Source organism: Pseudomonas sp. NCIMB 10586, from assembly GCF_023127895.1.
Taxonomy (GTDB): Bacteria; Pseudomonadota; Gammaproteobacteria; order Pseudomonadales; family Pseudomonadaceae; genus Aquipseudomonas; species Aquipseudomonas synxantha_A.
Genome location: NZ_SPKQ01000040.1, coordinates 1 through 16,053, shown reverse-complemented (window position 1 = coordinate 16,053; position 16,053 = coordinate 1). Strand labels below are relative to the sequence as shown.

Below are 16,053 nucleotides of genomic sequence, written 5' to 3'. Positions count from 1 at the left end.
GCCCTATTGATGTGTCCAAATTCATTAGGCCAGTTCAAGCCCCCTCCCACATCGATTCGTGCCAGTCATGAACAGGTGGCAGTTTTGCCAAGATGAAGTTTTATTTAGGAAACATTCAGCAACTTCTTGGCAAAATGACGTCCACTTCTAGTGTGAACGCTCACCAGGTAATCCTATGACCCGCATTTTGACCATCGAGGATGACGCCGTAACGGCCCGCGAGATCGTCGCCGAGCTGAGTAGCCATGGACTGGACGTAGACTGGGTAGACAACGGCCGCGAGGGCCTGGTCCGCGCCGTAAGCGGCGATTACGACCTGATCACCCTCGACCGCATGTTGCCCGAACTGGATGGCCTGGCCATCGTTACCACCTTGCGCACGATTGGCGTATCGACGCCGATCCTGATGATCAGCGCCCTCTCCGATGTCGACGAGCGTGTACGTGGCCTGCGTGCCGGCGGTGATGACTATCTGACCAAGCCGTTCGCCTCCGACGAAATGGCCGCCCGTGTCGAAGTGCTGCTGCGGCGCAAAAGCACGGTCAAGGAGTTCGAAACCGCCCTGCGCGTGGCAGACCTGGAATTGAACCTGATCAGCCGCGAAGCCAGCCGCGCCGAGCAGCCGCTGACCCTGTTGCCCACCGAATACAAACTGCTGGAATTCCTGATGCGCAACACCGGGCAGATCCTGTCGCGGATGATGATTTTCGAGGAAGTCTGGGGTTATCACTTTGACCCGGGCACCAACCTGATCGATGTGCACATCGGTCGCCTGCGCAAGAAAATCGATCCCCCGGGCCTCACGCCGCTGATCCGCACGGTACGAGGTTCCGGGTATGTCATTGCTGAACCCCTCTAAGGGCTGGCGCTCTTCCAGCAGCCGCCTGCTGGCGCTGTACAGCTCGTTGTTCGTGGCGTGGAGTTGCATCCTCATGGGGGTGCTGTATTACGAGGTGTCGGGCTACCTCAGCGACCTCTCGCGCCATTCTCTTCTGCAACGCCAGCACTTGTTCCAGCGCTTCGACGGCGAAGCCCTGGTGGAAGCGCTGACCACCAGCATGACCTTCGACATGAAGGGCGTGGATGCTTATGGCTTGTTCGATGAGCAGTTTCGGCCCTTGAGCGGGCCAATCCGCACGGTACCGGCGGACCTGCCCCTGGATGGCAAGATCCACACCCTGGCCAATTGCGTCGAATCCGATGACCCCAAGCTGCCCAAGGACAGCTGCGATGCCGTGGCCACCCACACCGACGACGGGCGCTGGCTTGTGCTGGTGCGCGCCAACGGGTCGTTGTTCGGTGTGACGCGGATCATCTGGCATGCCCTGCTGTGGGCGCTGTCGTTGACCATCATCCCCGGCGCTGCGGGCTGGCACCTGCTGCGCCGGCGTCCGTTGCGGCGCATCCGCGGGATCCAGGCCAGCGCCGAAGCCATCGTCGCCGGCGACCTGACGCACCGCTTGCCGCTGTCCAATCGGCGCGACGAACTGGACATGCTCGCGGCCATCGTCAACGCCATGCTCGAACGCATCGAGAAACTGATGAACGAGGTCAAGGGCGTGTGCGACGCCATCGCCCATGACCTGCGTACCCCCCTCACCCGCCTGCGCGCACAGCTTTACCGCATCAAGCAGCAAGCCGAGGAAGACTCAGCCCACGCAGTGAAACTCGATGACGCCATTGCCGAAACCGACACGCTGATGGCGCGCTTTCGCGGGCTGCTGCGCATTTCCGAACTGGAAGATCACCAGCGTAGGTCAGGCTTCCTGGTGCTGGACCCGCTGCCGTTGCTGCGCGAATTGCATGACTTTTATCTGCCCCTGGCGGAGGAAGGTGAAATGGAGTTGGTATTGCAGGCTCCCGAATCGCTGCCGTGGGTAACGGGCGACCGCGCCCTGTTGTTTGAAGCCTTGGCCAACCTGTTGAGCAATTCGATCAAGTTCACTCCGCCCAATGGCAAGGTCATCCTGCGAGCGGTCAATGATATGGGCAGTACGCGCATTGAAGTGCTCGACTCGGGGCCCGGAATTCCGGCGGCTGAACGCGCGTCGGTGTTCCAGCGCTTTTATCGGGTGGATGAAAACGATCAGCAAGGTGGCTTTGGTCTGGGGCTGTCGATTGTGGCGGCGATCATCAACCTGCATGGCTTCAAGCTCGACGTCGGTACCAGTGAGCTGGGCGGCGCCCGACTGGTGCTGGAATGTCGCCAGCAGTTGATACCTGAATAGGTCAGATGGGGTCATGAAGACCCCTGCCACATTGTGCCTAGAGCACACTTCCCATGGCTTTGATCAACACCGGATCAAGCGCATAGATATCCGGCGCATAGACCAGGCTCCCCTGACGATCCACTTCCACCGTCCAATACCCCAACAGCACCGGCACCGGGGTGGCCAGCCTGAATTCATGGGTCAAGCCGGTGGCCAACAGTTCATCGGTACGGGTGCGTTCGGCCGGGGTCACCAGCAGGTCACGCAGCAGCAGCGGTTGCTCGACCCTCACACACCCCGAACTGAACGCCCTTGGCCCCTTGGTAAACAGCGGCTGGCTGGGCGTGTCGTGCAGGTACACCGAGAACGGGTTGGGGAAGCGCATCACGATCTTGCCCAGCGGGTTGCGCGGGCCAGCCTGTTGGCGCAGCAGGATATTACCAGGGCGCGCCCAATCGACCTGCTCGGGGGTCAGCGGATGACCTTCGGCGTCGAGTACTTGCAGGTTTTGCTGGCGCAGGTACTCGGGGTTGAGGCGGATAGCCGGGAGTTTGTCCTCGCGCATGATGGTCGGCGGGATGGTCCAGGTGGGGTTGAGGGTCAGCCGCGTGATGCGCGACTTGAGCAGCGGTGTCTGGCGTTCGGCGCGGCCCACTTGCAAGCGGGTTTGCCACACCGGGATGCCGCTCTGGTACACGCTCAATTGCGCGGCGGCCACATTGACCACTACGCCTTCAGGCTCAAGGTCCTGGGCCAGCCAGCGGAAACGCTCCAGGTTGATGCGCAGTTGCTCGCGGCGTACCGCCGGGCTGATGTTAAGTTCGGCCACGGTGCCGGCGCCGATTACGCCATCGGCTTGCAACGAGTGGCTGAGCTGGAACGCCTTCGCCGCCTTGACCAGGTCGCCCTGATATTGCTTGCCGTTGGGCAACTTGGCCAGATAGCCGCCACTGTGCAGGCGTCGCGCCAACTCCGGCACGCGCGGGTCTTCCATGCCGGGGCGTAACAACGGGCCACTACCCACCACGTCCCAGTGCGGTAAAGGCTGCTGGCGCAGGCTGGAATAGACGTTGCGCAGGCTGCGGTACAAGTCTGCACTTGGGCGTGCCTGGTCAAACGCTTTGGCCATGTCCTGCAAGCCAGTGGCGGCAAATGCCAATACTACGGTGTTCGGATCCGTCGCAGGCGGTTGCGAATGCCAGAGCGGTTCATAGCGCGATTGCAGCAGGCGCCCGTAATGCAAATCGTGCAGGGCTTGCAGGTATTGCTGGCTGGTCGCGATATCGCTGCACAGCACGTTGGCCGTGGCATCTACCGCAGGCAAGCTATAGTGGGTGGGGTCCAGGCCGTCGTCGGCCAGCATCAACAACTGGGTTTGCAAGGCTTGCCGGGACTCGTCGGCCGACCATAACGGTGCATTGCCTTGCTGCTGGTAAAAGGCTTGCAGGCGCACTTGGGCGGTGGCATCGACCCGCGAGACCAGGTGGGGGCAGACGCTGGGCAGTTGCGCCAGCGCCTGCTGTACCGGCGCCAGGTCGACGGGCGCAGGCGTGGTCACAGGCAGCGGCTCAGGCGCCAGCGCATCGGCTGTCGCGACCAATGGTGCAACGAGCAGGCAAATGCTCAAGTAACATGCGTGTTTTTTGAACAATTGACTTAGCTCCACTCCACAGCGGGGGAATCGACTGTAGATGCTGACTTTTATGCGCCACCTCGGCTTGATCACCGGGGGCCTGGCTTTACTGAGCAATTTTGCGCTCGCGGCCACTGGCACCCCACCTTCCTTGTATAGCAGCCTGGCGCGCTCGGCTCCAGAACTCAATCCCACTGTACTCAAAAGCGCCCTGAGCGCGGTGCAGTGCGCTGTCAATAACGGCGAAGAACGTTCCGATCGCCTAGCGGTTATTGACTACTCCCAGCCCTCGACCGCCCGTCGGCTGTGGATCTTCGATTTGCGCAAACAGACCCTGCTGCTGCGTGACCTGGTGGCGCATGGCGCCAAGTCCGGGGAAAACTTCGCCACCCAGTTCTCCAATCTCGAAGGCAGCCATCAATCCAGCCTGGGCTTGTTCCGCACCCAGGAAAGCTACCTCGGCGCTCATGGCTACTCGCTGCGCATGGATGGCCTGGAGCCCGGCTTCAATGACCTGGCGCGCGACCGCGCCATCGTGATCCATGCCGCCGACTACGTCAGCCCGTTGTGGAGCAAGCGCGAAGGCCGCATCGGCCGCAGCCAGGGCTGCCCGGCAGTACGCCCGCAGGTCGCCCGTCAAGTGGTAGACAAGCTCAAGGATGGGCAGTTCATGTTTTCCTGGTACCCCGACCAGCGCTGGTTGAAGTCCTCGGCGTACCTCAATTGCAAGCCCCAACAGGTAGCGAGTAGTCGTACAATCCGTGGCGGATAGCCTGTCCCCACAGATAAAAGAGAGCCTCGCATGCTTCTACACACCAGCACCTGGATCGAAATCGGGCAGTTCCTGGAACGCAGCCGCACGGTCGTGATCCCCATCGGCTCCAACGAACAACACGGCCCCACGGGCCTGCTGGGCACCGACTGGATGTGCCCGGAGATCATCGCCCATGAGGCGCAAAAAAACGCCGACATTCTGATCGGCCCTACTTTCAATATCGGCATGGCCCAGCACCACCTGGGGTTTCCCGGCACCATCTCGCTGCGCCCTTCCACCTTTATCGCCGCGATTGGCGATTGGGTGCGTTCGCTGGCCGGGCATGGCTTCGAGAAAATCCTGTTCCTGAACGGCCACGGCGGCAATATCGCCACGATCGAAGCGGCGTTTTCCGAGCTGTACGCCGAAGCCAGCTTCGCCCGCCGCCCGGCCGGGTTTGCGCTGAAGCTGGTGAACTGGTGGGACCTGGAAGGCGTCACCGACCTGGCCCAGCGCCAGTTCCCGGTCGGCCACGGCAGCCACGCCACGCCGTCGGAGATTGCGGTGACGCAGTGGGCTTACCCGCAGTCGATCAAGTCTGCCGATTACTCACCGCAAATTGCCAACACCGGGCCGATCCGCGAGGCGCTGGACTTTCGCGCGCGCTTCCCCGATGGCCGCATGGGTTCGGACCCGGCGCTGGCGACGGTGGAGAAAGGCGGTGAGTTGGTGGCGTTGGCGGCGCTGGGGCTGATCAAGACCGTGAGCAGTTTCAGCAACGAAGCCAAACCCTGAGCCGAGTGTTGGTCCAAATGTGGGAGGGGGCTCCCGATAGCAGTGTGTCAGTCAGCTCATCTGTAGCTGACCCACCGCCATCGGGAGCAAGCCCCCTCCCACATTTTGAAATGCATTGCCTTTCAGAACGGGCTTACTTGCAGTCCTGGGCCGCCTGCTCAAGCCGCGACGGTTTGATCGCCGAGGCCAGCGGTTTGCGCTCATACAGGAACACCTTGGTGCCGTCCTGGGACTTATAGGCTTCCAGCACATCATCAGCAGCAATCTTGCTGGTCAACAGCACCTTGGCGTGACGCGAATTCTGCGTCACGGTCGAGGTGATGCCGTGTTTTTCCAGCTTGGGCAATACGCATTGCACATAGCCTTCTGGGGTCTTGTCGGTTTGCAGGGTCAGCGATGGGGCATTGGGAGCCGTGATACAACCGGTCAGCAACGAGGCTGCAAAAGCCAGGGCCGGAGCGAAAAAAGAGCGCATACAGATTCCTGAAAATAACCAATAGGGTTCACATCCACTCGCGAATCAACCTGCGCGAACCAGGGCCTTGAGCGACACATCGAACTGCTTCAGGGCATCTTGCTGTACATCTCGCTGCTGCTCGATCAGCGCGGCAATCTCCGGCGCCGCCTTGCCGTGCACCCACACTGACGGCACTTGCCTGTCCACCGAACCTTCGGCCTTGGCGATGTATTGCAGGTTCGCGTCATAGAAGCGTGCTGCAAAGCGTGCCTCGACCCGGTCGTTACGCTGGGTCAGCAATTGGTTATGGGTATCGAGCACCACCACCACATCCGGATGCGCCTGCACCATGTCATCCAGGCTGCCATAGACCGTCACCGAGAAAAAAGCGCCCTGCAGCGAGTTCATCAACCAGTCGATGGCCAGCTCGGGATCGGAGCTGTTGACGAACGCCTGGCGAATCCGCCCATCCAGAGCATCCTTGGCGCCGTTAAGTGCCATGGCATGGTAGCGCTCAAGGTAGATGAGGTTGTCGCGGGTATTTTCGCTGAACAACACCCCTACCCTCTGAGTGCGTTGCAGGGATTCTACGCTAGCGGCCAGCGGCAGCAAATGGCCTGTACGCAGCTCATCGGCAATCGCCGGGGTGGTCATGAGGGTGGTGCCCAACATCAGGGCCATTAAAGCAAGCTGGATAATCGTCCTCATCGCGCATTTCCTTGAGCTGCGTCTGGATGAGCAGATTCTGCGCGCTTGGCGAAAAAACAGAACTTGTGATCCTTGATGGTGACTATCATTTGAACCGATAGTGTCAGGCAGCCCATAAAACCTATAAGGACCCCGCCATGAAGCCCTACCAGAAAACCTTCGACCGTATCCGCGATGCCGTACTGCCGGAATTTCGCGAGCGGGTCGCCGATTACCTGGTCGAGTATGAAGAAGTGTTGCTGGACCCAAGTGCCGACGCCAAACAACGCTCGGCCAGCGCCCAGCAACTGCGTGGTTACCTGCGGGGCTTGAACACCATGCGGGTGCTGGGCATGGCCCACTGGGAGGACCTGGACCGACGTGTCGAGGAAGAGTGGCAGCTAGAGCACAGGCCGTCGCAGGTTGACCCACTCCCGCACTGACGGCCGTTGCCACTGGCGTTGCGCGTACATCACCAGCTCGGCCGGCACGGGGTCGCCGTTGAGGATCAGGCGATTGAGCATCACCGCCAGGTCTACATCGGCGATCGACCACTCGCCAAACAAATGCTCAGGGTTGCCTGCCAGGAGAACCTGCGCCGCGCCGATCAACTTACGCGCAGCAGCCTGAGCCACCGGCGATAGAGGCGGCATCTTCTGCCCGCAGAACACCACCAGCGTCGAGCGTTCCTGGCGAATCGGCAGCAAGTCGCTGCGCAACCATGCCTGAACCTGCCGCGCCCTCGCCCGCTGCTGCAGATCAGCCGGGTAAACGCTGATCTGGGGGTACGCCTGGTCCAGGTACTCAGTGATTGCCGAAGATTCCGACAGCGTAAAATCACCGTGCTCCAGAGTCGGTACCCGCTGGGTCAGGGAGCGCTGGGCGTAATCTGCCGACTGGTTTTGCCCGGCATCCAGGTCCAGGGGGACCGTGTCGAACGTCAGGCCTTTTTCCCGCAGGGCAACGAACACCGACATGGCGTAGGGGCTGGTGAACAGCGAATCAACGTAGAGGCGCAGCGGGGGTTGGCTCATGGGCTATCTCCGAAGATGAAACGCCACGCTACGAGATTCAGGTCGATAAGGACAATGCAGGGTTTTTATGGGGGCATTCCTGGTGGGAATAGCATCAACCAGCGAAACCACCCGCTTTGAGGAACAGGTGCTCCTGCTCGGTGGTGACCCTGCCCAACACCGCATTGCGATGGGGAAAGCGCCCAAACCGCTGGATAATATCGGCATGTTCCCTGGCCCAGTGATAGGTGCTGGCGTCCAACTGCTGGTTAAGCACCAACGAGCGCTGCTGGTCTTGCGGGTCTTCCGAATGCTCAAACGGTAAATAACAAAACGCGCGTAACTGGGGATCGATCTGTTGATCCAACCCGGCGTCCACCATCTGCTGCGCATACAGACGCGCCAGCGGGTCGGTGGCGAACATATGCGCAGTGCCGCGAAAGGCGTTGCGCGGGTATTGGTCCAGCAGGATCAATAACGCCAGTGCGCCGTCGGCCGTGGCCAGCCAACCGTCCAGCTCGCGCCGCGCGGCTTGCATATGGGTGGCGTGGAAGGTGTCGCGAAAGGCTGTATCGAAGCCATCGTCCTTGGCGAACCAACGCTTGGGCCCCGCCTGTTTCCAGAATTCGATCACGGCCTCGGCTGATTGCGTCTTCATGCTGATCATCATGTGCCTCAATAAATGTTATAGGATAACGTCAATTATTTGCCCGCTTGTGATTCCCACTTATGACTGACGCTACTACCTTACGCCAACGCCTGCAGTCCATCGACGCCCTGCGCGGCCTGGTGATCCTGTTCATGCTACTGGACCACGTGCGTGAAACCTTCCTGTTGCATCGCCAGGTCAGCGACCCCATAAGCATCGACAGCACCGAGCCTGCGCTGTTTGTCAGCCGCACCCTCGCCCATCTCTGTGCACCGGTATTTGTGTTGCTCACCGGATTGTCGGCGTGGCTGTACGGCCAGAAGTATCAGGGGCGACGCGATGTGTCGGCCTTTTTGTTCAAACGTGGGCTGTTTCTGGTGGTGCTGGAATTCACCTTGGTCAACTTCGCGTGGACCTTCCAGTTGCCGCCCAGTGTGATCTATATGCAAGTGATCTGGGCCATCGGCGTGAGCATGATCGCCCTCGCAGCACTGGTGTGGTTGCCGCGCCCGCTGCTGATCAGCTTGGCGCTGGTGATCATCGCCGGGCATAACCTGCTCGACGGAGTGCACTTTGCCCAGAATTCGGCGTTGCAGAGTGGCTGGTCAATCCTGCATGAGCGCAGCTGGATCGAGGCGTCGGAAAACCTGCGTCTGCGCGTGACTTATCCGGTGCTGCCGTGGATCGGTGTGATCGCCCTGGGTTATGGATTCGGGCCATGGTTTGCCGCTACCGCACTACCGGCTGTGCGTCAGCGTCATTTGCTGATCGCGGGCGTGACGGCATTAATGGGTTTTGTGCTGCTGCGGGCAGTCAATGGCTACGGCGAGCAGCCTTGGTACGTGTATGACAATGGCGTGCAGACCCTGATGAGCTTCTTCAACATCACCAAGTACCCGCCGTCGCTGTTGTTCCTGGCGTTGACGTTGGGGGTTGGGTTGTTGCTGTTGCTGGCATTCGAACGCGCTGGGCATAAGCGCTGGATTGGCGTGCTGGCGGTGTTTGGCGCAGCGCCGATGTTCTTTTATCTACTGCATCTGTATGTGTTGAAGGTGCTGTATGTCGCCTGTGTGGCGTGGCTTGGGCTCAACCACGGCAACTATTTCGGCTTCGACAGCATCGGTGCGGTGTGGCTGACAGCTTTGGTGTTGCCGCTGGTGCTATACCCGCCGGTACGTTGGTTTGCCGGGCTCAAAGCGCGCCGGCGCGATATCGCCTGGCTCAAGTACCTCTGACCGGGGCCTCACGCGGCTCAAAATGTGGGTGGAGGCTTGCTCCCGACAGCGGTGGATCAGTTCCAATTCCTTGGCTGAACTACCGCTATCGGGGCATAGGTATCTACACAACTTTGTAGCTGCCGACCGTAACCACGATGCGAAGCGAGCCGCTCTTGATCTGCTTTTGATCTTGATCTTAGGCGGCCCCCCCAAATCAGTGTCGGATTACGGGCACACCGAGCCGAAGCGAGGTGCCGAGTGGTGGGGCAAGAGCGTTTGGGTACTTTTGCGCTTTTCAAAAGTGAGCCGCTGTAAAAGCGGAACCAATATCAGCCGTTACCGCAGGAATGGATATGTACTCGGTATAACTGTGTCGGCTGTCAGGCCGCCATCGGGAGCAAGCCCCCTCCCACATTTAGATCCTGGGGTGTCAGGTAGAGATGCTTCGGCTGTCAGGCCGCCACGGGGGCAAGCCCCCTCCCACACTTGCAGACAATATCAGGCCAATTCGGTGCGCAGTTGGCGGGCGGCGGTGACCATGTGAATGAGCGCCGCCTCCGTCTCCGGCCAACCGCGGGTCTTCAAGCCGCAATCGGGGTTGACCCACAAACGCTCTGCCGGAATCCGCTTGGCGGCCTTGCGCAGCAAGTTAGCCATCTGCGATACATCCGGCACCCGTGGCGAGTGGATGTCATACACACCGGGGCCGATGTCGTTCGGGTAGTCAAAGGCTTCAAAGGCATCAAGCAACTCCATGTCCGAACGCGACGTTTCGATGGTAATCACGTCGGCATCCATCGCCGCGATCGACTCGATCACATCGTTGAACTCGCTGTAGCACATGTGAGTGTGGATCTGGGTTTCATCGCGCACACCGCAGGCGCACAGGCGGAACACTTCAGTAGCCCAGTCCAGGTAGTGTTGCCACTGCGCCTGGCGTAACGGCAACCCTTCGCGGAACGCGGCTTCGTCAATCTGCACGATCTTGATGCCGGCGGCTTCCAGGTCCACCACTTCGTCACGAATCGCCAGGGCCAGTTGCCGGGCCTGCACTTCGCGGCTCACATCTTCCCGCGGGAACGACCACATCAGCATCGTTACCGGGCCGGTCAACATGCCCTTCAATACCTTGTCGGTCAGCCCCTGGGCGTAGCGGATCCACTCCACGGTCATGGCTTTCGGGCGGCTCAGGTCACCGAAGATCACTGCCGGCTTCACGCAACGAGAACCGTAGCTCTGCACCCAGCCGAAACGAGTGAACGCGTAGCCATCCAGTTGTTCGGCGAAGTACTCGACCATGTCGTTACGCTCGGCCTCACCGTGCACCAGCACATCCAGGCCGAGGTTTTCCTGCACCTGGACAGCGTGCTTGATCTCGCTGTGCATGGCTTCGACGTATTCGGCTTCGCTCAACTTGCCAGCCTTGTACGACTGGCGCGCCAGGCGGATCGACGCGGTCTGCGGAAACGAACCGATGGTGGTGGTCGGCAACAGTGGCAGGTTCAGGCCGGCGCGCTGCTTCTCGATACGCTGGGCAAACGGCGATTGGCGCTGGCTGTCCTGCTCGTTGATGGCGGCGACGCGGGCTTGTACGGCAGGCTTGTGGATCCGTGTCGATGCCTGGCGAGCAGCCTGTACGGCACGGTTTTCAGCCAGGGCGGCAAGTACAGCGGGTGCCTCGGGCTGGTCGACAGCCTGGGCCAGCAGCGCCACTTCTTCGCACTTTTGCACGGCAAAGGCCAGCCAGCTTTTCAACTCGGCATCCAACTTGTCTTCACGGCCCAGGTCGACCGGGCTGTGCAGTAACGAGCAGGACGCCGCGACCCACAGGCGATCGCCGAGCTTCTCATGGGCATGCTGCAACGTGGCCAGGGCCTTCTCCAGGTCGCAACGCCACACGTTGCGGCCATTGACCACGCCCAGGGACAACACCTTATAGGCCGGTAAGCGATCCAGGATAGTCGGGTACTGTTCCGGTGCTCTCACCAGATCGATGTGCAGACCATCCACCGGCAAGTTGGCCGCCAGGCCGAGATTTTCTTCCAGGCCACCGAAGTAGGTAGCCACCAGTTTTTTCAGCGGGTCCCGCTGGATCAGGTTATAGGCACGCTCAAACGCGTTCTTCCAGTCCTGCGGCAAGTCGAGCACCAGGATCGGCTCATCAATCTGCACCCACTCAACGCCCAGGTCCGCCAGGCGCTGGAAGATCTGCCCGTACAGCGGCAGCAAGCGCTCAAGCAGATCAAGCTTGTCAAAAGCGTCGCCCTTGGCCTTGCCCAGCCACAGGTAGGTCAGTGGGCCAATGACGACAGGCTTGACGGTGTGGCCCAGGTCACGGGCTTCCTTGACCTCTTCGAACAGTTGATCCCAACCCAGGTGGAACTGCTGATCGGCGCTGAACTCCGGCACCAAATAGTGATAGTTGGTATCAAACCACTTGGTCATCTCCTGGGCGTGAGCACCGCCGCAGCAGTTGTCACTGACGCCGCGAGCCATGGCGAACAAGGTGTGCAACGTGGCGTGGCCATCGGCCGGGCGGAAACGCTCGGGGATCACGCCAAACATCAGCGAGTGAGTCAGCACCTGGTCGTACCAGGCGAAATCACCAGCAGGCAGCAGTTCAATACCAGCCTGTTTTTGCAGCGCCCAATGGGTCTTGCGCAGGTCACGGCCAACGGCGCGCAGGCCGGCTTCGTCGAGCTCGCCCTTCCAGAACGCTTCCTGCGCTTTTTTCAGTTCACGATCGCGTCCAATGCGCGGAAATCCGAGGGAATGAGCGACTGCCATGACGTAAAGCTCCAATGTCGATGTTTATGGCGCTCATTGTCGGCAGTCGGCAATAGTGAGACAAACTCATTTAATTCTAGATCATCACAAGATCCATTCATGTTCGTACGACTGCGGATTGCCCATAACCGCACTGGCAGTTATTACCGTCATCCTAACGAACGGTCACACTCGCCCCGTATGCTTAAACGTAAGCGCGCAATTTCCGCCCGCTAACCTTTCGATCTGCCCCAAGTGCGGGCACAATGCGTGTCCTTTTTTGGCAGGCACCGCCGCAGGCTCTCAAAAATGATCAAAACGCCGTACTACCTCATCGATAAACAGAAGCTTCTGGTCAACATGCAGAAGATTGCCTACGTGCGCGAGCAGTCCGGCGCCAAGGCTCTGCTGGCGCTCAAGTGTTTTGCCACTTGGTCGGTGTTCGACTTGATGCAGCAATACATGGACGGCACCACCTCGTCGTCGCTGTACGAGTTGAAGCTCGGTCGCCAGAAGTTCGAAGGTGAAGCGCACGCCTACAGCGTGGCCTGGGCCGACGATGAAATCGAAGAGATGCTCGAGAACTGCGACAAGATCATCTTCAACTCCATCAGCCAGCTGCAGCGCTTTGCCGAGCGCAGCGAAGGCAAGACCCGTGGCCTGCGCGTAAACCCGCAGGTGAGCAGCTCCGATTACCTGCTGGCCGACCCTGCGCGCCCGTTCAGTCGCCTGGGCGAGTGGGACCCGGTGAAGATCGATGCCGTGATCGATCAGATCTCCGGCTTCATGTTCCACAACAACTGCGAGAACGGCGACTTCAGCCTGTTCGACAAGATGCTCGGCACCATCGAGGAACGCTTCGGTGAGCTGCTGCACAAGGTCAAATGGGTCAGCCTCGGCGGCGGCATCCATTTCACCGGTGAAGGCTATGCGCTGGACGCGTTCTGCGCACGCTTGAAGGCGTTTTCCGAGAAGTACGGCGTGCAGGTGTACCTGGAACCCGGCGAAGCAGCGATCACTAATAGCGCCTCCCTGGAAGTCACCGTGCTCGACACCCTCTACAACGGCAAGAACCTCGCCGTAGTAGACAGCTCCATCGAAGCCCACCTGCTGGACCTGCTGATCTATCGCCTCAACGCCAAGCTGGCGCCGAGCGAGGGCGAACATACCTACATGGTGTGCGGCAAATCCTGCCTGGCCGGGGACATCTTCGGCGAGTATCAATTTGATCGTCCGCTGGCCATCGGCGATCGGCTGTCGTTCATCGACACCGCGGGCTACACCATGGTCAAGAAAAATTGGTTCAACGGCCTGAAAATGCCGTCCATCGTAGTGAAACAACTCGACGGTACAGTCGAGGTGGTTCGTGAATTTGGTTACGACGACTACCTGTCCAGCCTTTCCTAAGCTGGCGGATATAGGAGAAATAAAGCAATTGAAAAAGAACGTTCTTATCATTGGTGCAGGAGGTGTCGCCAAGGTGGTGGCCCACAAGTGCGCGCAGCACAACGACGAACTCGGTCGTATTGCTATCGCGTCGCGCAACATCTCCAAATGCCAGGCCATCATCGACAGCGTCAAGGCCAAGGGTAGCCTCAAGGCACCCGCCGATATCCAGGCCTTTGCGCTGAACGCCCTGGACGTGGAAGCGACCAAGGCCCTGATCCGCGAGACCGAGTCGCAGATCGTCATCAACGTAGGTTCCGCGTTCCTCAACATGTCGGTGCTGCGTGCCTGCATCGACACGGGCGTTGCCTACCTCGACACCGCCATCCACGAAGAGCCGGGCAAGGTCTGCGAGACCCCGCCGTGGTACGGCAACTACGAATGGAATCACCTGGAAGAATGCAAACAGAAGAACATCACCGCCATCCTTGGCGTGGGCTTCGACCCGGGTGTCGTCAACGCGTACGCCGCGCTGGCGCAGCAACAGCATTTCGACCGCATTGATTCGATCGACATTCTCGACGTCAATGCCGGCTCCCATGGCAAATACTTCGCCACCAATTTCGATCCGGAAATCAACTTCCGCGAATTCACCGGGCAGGTGTGGAGCTGGCAGAACAGCCAGTGGACCAGCAACACCATGTTCGAAGTCAAACGTACCGACGACCTGCCGGTAGTCGGCTCGCAAAACCTCTACCTCACCGGCCACGATGAAGTGCACTCGCTGTCGAAAAACCTCGACGTGCCCAACGTGCGGTTCTGGATGAGCTTTGGCGAGCACTACATCAACGTGTTCACCGTGCTGAAAAACCTCGGCCTGCTCTCGGAAAAACCGGTCAAGACCGCCGAAGGCCTGGAAGTGGTGCCGTTGAAAGTGGTCAAGGCCGTGCTGCCCGACCCGTCATCGCTTGCCCCGGGCTACACCGGCAAGACCTGCATCGGCGACCTGGTCAAAGGCACCAAAGGCGGCCAACCACGCGAGATGTTCATCTACAACGTGGCCTGCCATGAAGAAGCCTTTGCCGAGACCGACAGCCAGGGCATCTCCTACACCGCAGGCGTACCACCGGTAGCCGCAGCGCTGCTGGTTGCGCGTGGTGAATGGGATGTGAAGCACATGGCCAACGTCGAGGAACTGCCGGCTGAGCCGTTCCTGAAAGCGCTGGACGTGATGGGCTTACCGACTCGGATCAAGGACGAGAACGGTGATCGCGCTTGGGATGCGATTGCCTGAATAGGTGATTGCTGACTGACAAAAAATGCGCCCCCAGGGGCGCATTTTTTGTTTGGGCAAGCACACCACAATCCACGCAAGATAATCGCCAATCCATCTAAGCAACTGTCAATTCTCACAGGTTAAGGGCCGCACAAATTCCACTAGTCTGACTCACTTATCCCCTCACCATGTGCGAAAGGAATCGTCATGAGTCCGCAAAAACAAACCAACGACCTCACGGTACATCTGGCCTGGCTGCTCTACAGCATTGCCTGCTATCTGATTTTCCTGACCGTGTTTTTATACCTTATAGGCTTCACTGGTAGCGTGCTGGTGCCCAAAGCCATTAACGATGGGCAACCTGTCAACTGGCCGCTTGCAGCGCTGAGTAACGGCCTGCTGATGATTCTGTTCGCTGCCCAGCATAGCCTCATGGCACGTAGAAGCTTCAAGAACACAATGACCACACTCATTCCCCCCGTGGCTGAACGTTCCACCTATGTGCTGCTCAGCAGCCTGGTGCTTGGGTTGATGTTCTGGCTGTGGCAACCCATTCCATACACCGTCTGGGAGGTTGAAGCGGCTTGGGCCAAGGCACTGTTGTCAGGTGTGTTCTGGCTGGGCTGGGGCATGGTGTTGCTGGCAACCTTCCTGATCAGTCACTTCGAGCTGTTCGGGTTAAAACAGTCCGTTGATCATTGGCGAAACACCCCACAAAAGGCGGCGATATTTAAAACGCCGCTGTTCTACCGTGTCGTGCGTCACCCGATGTACCTGGGATTTTTGATCGCTTTCTGGGCAACCCCGCATATGACGGCAGGCCATCTGTTGTTTGCGCTGGGGATGTCGGTTTATTTGTTCGTGGGTGCCCGTTTCGAAGAAAGGGATCTGGTGCAGCTGTTTGGTGAGCGGTATCGACGCTACAGGCGTGAGGTGGGCATGATTGTGCCGCGCCTCAAAAAGCCACGTCGCTAGATTCCTGCAGGAGCGAGTTTGCTCGCGAAGATCGTCAAGGATGACGCAGGCAGCCTGGATGAACGCTGGGCGTCTGCCGGATGCTGAAGGCGCGCAGTTGCTGGTAGACAAAGTCCTGGATGAAGCCTGCCCCGCCACATAAAGCCAGGCCGTACACCACTCCCCAAAACACTGAAGATGCAAATGTGGGAGGGGGCTTGAACTGGCCTAATGAATTTGGACACATCAATAGGGC

The 16,053-nt window shown here is 59.6% G+C and carries 15 protein-coding genes; 9 read left to right on the top strand and 6 right to left on the bottom strand.

The genetic code is table 11. The features are described from left to right. Positions 1-175: 175 nt before the first annotated feature. Both E4P01_RS15190 and E4P01_RS15185 read left to right on the top strand, forming a co-directional pair. Positions 176-859: a response regulator transcription factor gene (locus tag E4P01_RS15190; protein ID WP_005787712.1), complete on the top strand. Its 684-nt coding sequence runs from the start codon at positions 176-178 to the stop codon at positions 857-859. Then, on the top strand, positions 837-2,228 hold the full coding sequence (locus tag E4P01_RS15185; RefSeq protein ID WP_032876203.1) for a HAMP domain-containing sensor histidine kinase: 1,392 nt from the start codon (positions 837-839) through the stop codon (positions 2,226-2,228). Before E4P01_RS15190 ends, E4P01_RS15185 begins: the two co-directional genes overlap by 23 nt. Before the next feature lie 37 nt (positions 2,229-2,265). Here the strand turns inward: E4P01_RS15185 and E4P01_RS15180 are convergent, their stop codons facing one another. Next, on the bottom strand, positions 2,266-3,861 hold the full coding sequence (locus E4P01_RS15180) for a L,D-transpeptidase family protein (protein ID WP_103734389.1): 1,596 nt from the start codon (positions 3,859-3,861) through the stop codon (positions 2,266-2,268). A gap of 40 nt (positions 3,862-3,901) precedes the next feature. Between E4P01_RS15180 and E4P01_RS15175 the strand changes: the two genes are divergently transcribed. Together E4P01_RS15175 and E4P01_RS15170 are read left to right on the top strand one after the other, a co-directional pair. Further along, on the top strand, positions 3,902-4,615 hold the full coding sequence (locus E4P01_RS15175; RefSeq protein ID WP_216091238.1) for a murein L,D-transpeptidase catalytic domain family protein: 714 nt from the start codon (positions 3,902-3,904) through the stop codon (positions 4,613-4,615). Between the two features lie 30 nt (positions 4,616-4,645). Next, entirely contained in the window at positions 4,646-5,392 is a 747-nt protein-coding gene (locus tag E4P01_RS15170) for a creatininase family protein (RefSeq protein ID WP_032876212.1), read from the top strand. A 133-nt stretch (positions 5,393-5,525) separates the two neighbouring features. Here the strand turns inward: E4P01_RS15170 and E4P01_RS15165 are convergent, their stop codons facing one another. Both E4P01_RS15165 and E4P01_RS15160 read right to left on the bottom strand, forming a co-directional pair. Beyond that, positions 5,526-5,867: a hypothetical protein gene (locus E4P01_RS15165; protein ID WP_032876214.1), complete on the bottom strand. Its 342-nt coding sequence runs from the start codon at positions 5,865-5,867 to the stop codon at positions 5,526-5,528. A gap of 45 nt (positions 5,868-5,912) precedes the next feature. Further along, on the bottom strand, positions 5,913-6,557 hold the full coding sequence (locus E4P01_RS15160; protein WP_005787702.1) for a hypothetical protein: 645 nt from the start codon (positions 6,555-6,557) through the stop codon (positions 5,913-5,915). 137 nt (positions 6,558-6,694) lie between these two features. Here E4P01_RS15160 and E4P01_RS15155 point away from each other — a divergent pair, with 137 nt between their 5' ends. After that, positions 6,695-6,979, top strand: coding sequence for a hypothetical protein (locus E4P01_RS15155; protein ID WP_032876218.1), 285 nt, complete (start codon positions 6,695-6,697; stop codon positions 6,977-6,979). Here E4P01_RS15155 and yfcF read toward each other — a convergent pair. Both yfcF and E4P01_RS15145 read right to left on the bottom strand, forming a co-directional pair. After that, a complete protein-coding gene (yfcF, locus tag E4P01_RS15150) occupies positions 6,938-7,570 on the bottom strand; it encodes a glutathione transferase (RefSeq protein WP_216091237.1) in 633 nt (210 codons plus the stop codon). The two genes, E4P01_RS15155 and yfcF, sit on opposite strands and share 42 nt — an antisense overlap. 94 nt (positions 7,571-7,664) lie before the next feature. Next, a complete protein-coding gene (locus E4P01_RS15145) occupies positions 7,665-8,207 on the bottom strand; it encodes a DUF924 family protein (RefSeq protein ID WP_032880980.1) in 543 nt (180 codons plus the stop codon). A 71-nt stretch (positions 8,208-8,278) separates the two neighbouring features. On the opposite strand from E4P01_RS15145, the gene E4P01_RS15140 reads away from it, so the two are divergent. Then, positions 8,279-9,433, top strand: a complete 1,155-nt coding sequence (locus E4P01_RS15140; protein ID WP_216091236.1) for a DUF1624 domain-containing protein — start codon at positions 8,279-8,281, stop codon at positions 9,431-9,433. Between the two features lie 480 nt (positions 9,434-9,913). Here E4P01_RS15140 and metE read toward each other — a convergent pair whose 3' ends face one another. Continuing rightward, positions 9,914-12,202 (bottom strand): 5-methyltetrahydropteroyltriglutamate--homocysteine S-methyltransferase, encoded by a 2,289-nt coding sequence (metE, locus tag E4P01_RS15135; protein WP_216091235.1) that lies wholly within the window; start codon positions 12,200-12,202, stop codon positions 9,914-9,916. A 288-nt stretch (positions 12,203-12,490) separates the two neighbouring features. Between metE and E4P01_RS15130 the strand changes: the two genes are divergently transcribed. The 3 genes from E4P01_RS15130 to mddA all read left to right on the top strand — a co-directional run bounded on the left by E4P01_RS15130 (position 12,491) and on the right by mddA (position 15,818). Then, positions 12,491-13,588, top strand: coding sequence for a carboxynorspermidine decarboxylase (locus tag E4P01_RS15130; RefSeq protein WP_103734394.1), 1,098 nt, complete (start codon positions 12,491-12,493; stop codon positions 13,586-13,588). Between the two features lie 28 nt (positions 13,589-13,616). After that, on the top strand, positions 13,617-14,861 hold the full coding sequence (locus tag E4P01_RS15125; RefSeq protein ID WP_216091234.1) for a saccharopine dehydrogenase family protein: 1,245 nt from the start codon (positions 13,617-13,619) through the stop codon (positions 14,859-14,861). Positions 14,862-15,050: 189 nt separating this feature from the next. Further along, the gene (gene mddA / locus E4P01_RS15120) at positions 15,051-15,818 is read left to right on the top strand and encodes a methanethiol S-methyltransferase (RefSeq protein ID WP_216091233.1); all 768 of its coding nucleotides are present in this window, start codon (positions 15,051-15,053) and stop codon (positions 15,816-15,818) included. Positions 15,819-16,053: the final 235 nt, after the last annotated feature.

Coding starts and splice junctions, on each gene's coding strand:
- metE (WP_216091235.1), bottom strand. CDS start 12,202: ATGGCAGTCGCTCATTCCCTCGGATTTCCGCGCATTGGACGCGATCGT.
- E4P01_RS15190 (WP_005787712.1), top strand. CDS start 176: ATGACCCGCATTTTGACCATCGAGGATGACGCCGTAACGGCCCGCGAG.
- E4P01_RS15130 (WP_103734394.1), top strand. CDS start 12,491: ATGATCAAAACGCCGTACTACCTCATCGATAAACAGAAGCTTCTGGTC.
- E4P01_RS15185 (WP_032876203.1), top strand. CDS start 837: ATGTCATTGCTGAACCCCTCTAAGGGCTGGCGCTCTTCCAGCAGCCGC.
- E4P01_RS15140 (WP_216091236.1), top strand. CDS start 8,279: ATGACTGACGCTACTACCTTACGCCAACGCCTGCAGTCCATCGACGCC.
- yfcF (WP_216091237.1), bottom strand. CDS start 7,570: ATGAGCCAACCCCCGCTGCGCCTCTACGTTGATTCGCTGTTCACCAGC.
- E4P01_RS15160 (WP_005787702.1), bottom strand. CDS start 6,557: ATGAGGACGATTATCCAGCTTGCTTTAATGGCCCTGATGTTGGGCACC.
- mddA (WP_216091233.1), top strand. CDS start 15,051: ATGAGTCCGCAAAAACAAACCAACGACCTCACGGTACATCTGGCCTGG.
- E4P01_RS15165 (WP_032876214.1), bottom strand. CDS start 5,867: ATGCGCTCTTTTTTCGCTCCGGCCCTGGCTTTTGCAGCCTCGTTGCTG.
- E4P01_RS15170 (WP_032876212.1), top strand. CDS start 4,646: ATGCTTCTACACACCAGCACCTGGATCGAAATCGGGCAGTTCCTGGAA.
- E4P01_RS15175 (WP_216091238.1), top strand. CDS start 3,902: ATGCTGACTTTTATGCGCCACCTCGGCTTGATCACCGGGGGCCTGGCT.
- E4P01_RS15155 (WP_032876218.1), top strand. CDS start 6,695: ATGAAGCCCTACCAGAAAACCTTCGACCGTATCCGCGATGCCGTACTG.
- E4P01_RS15145 (WP_032880980.1), bottom strand. CDS start 8,207: ATGAAGACGCAATCAGCCGAGGCCGTGATCGAATTCTGGAAACAGGCG.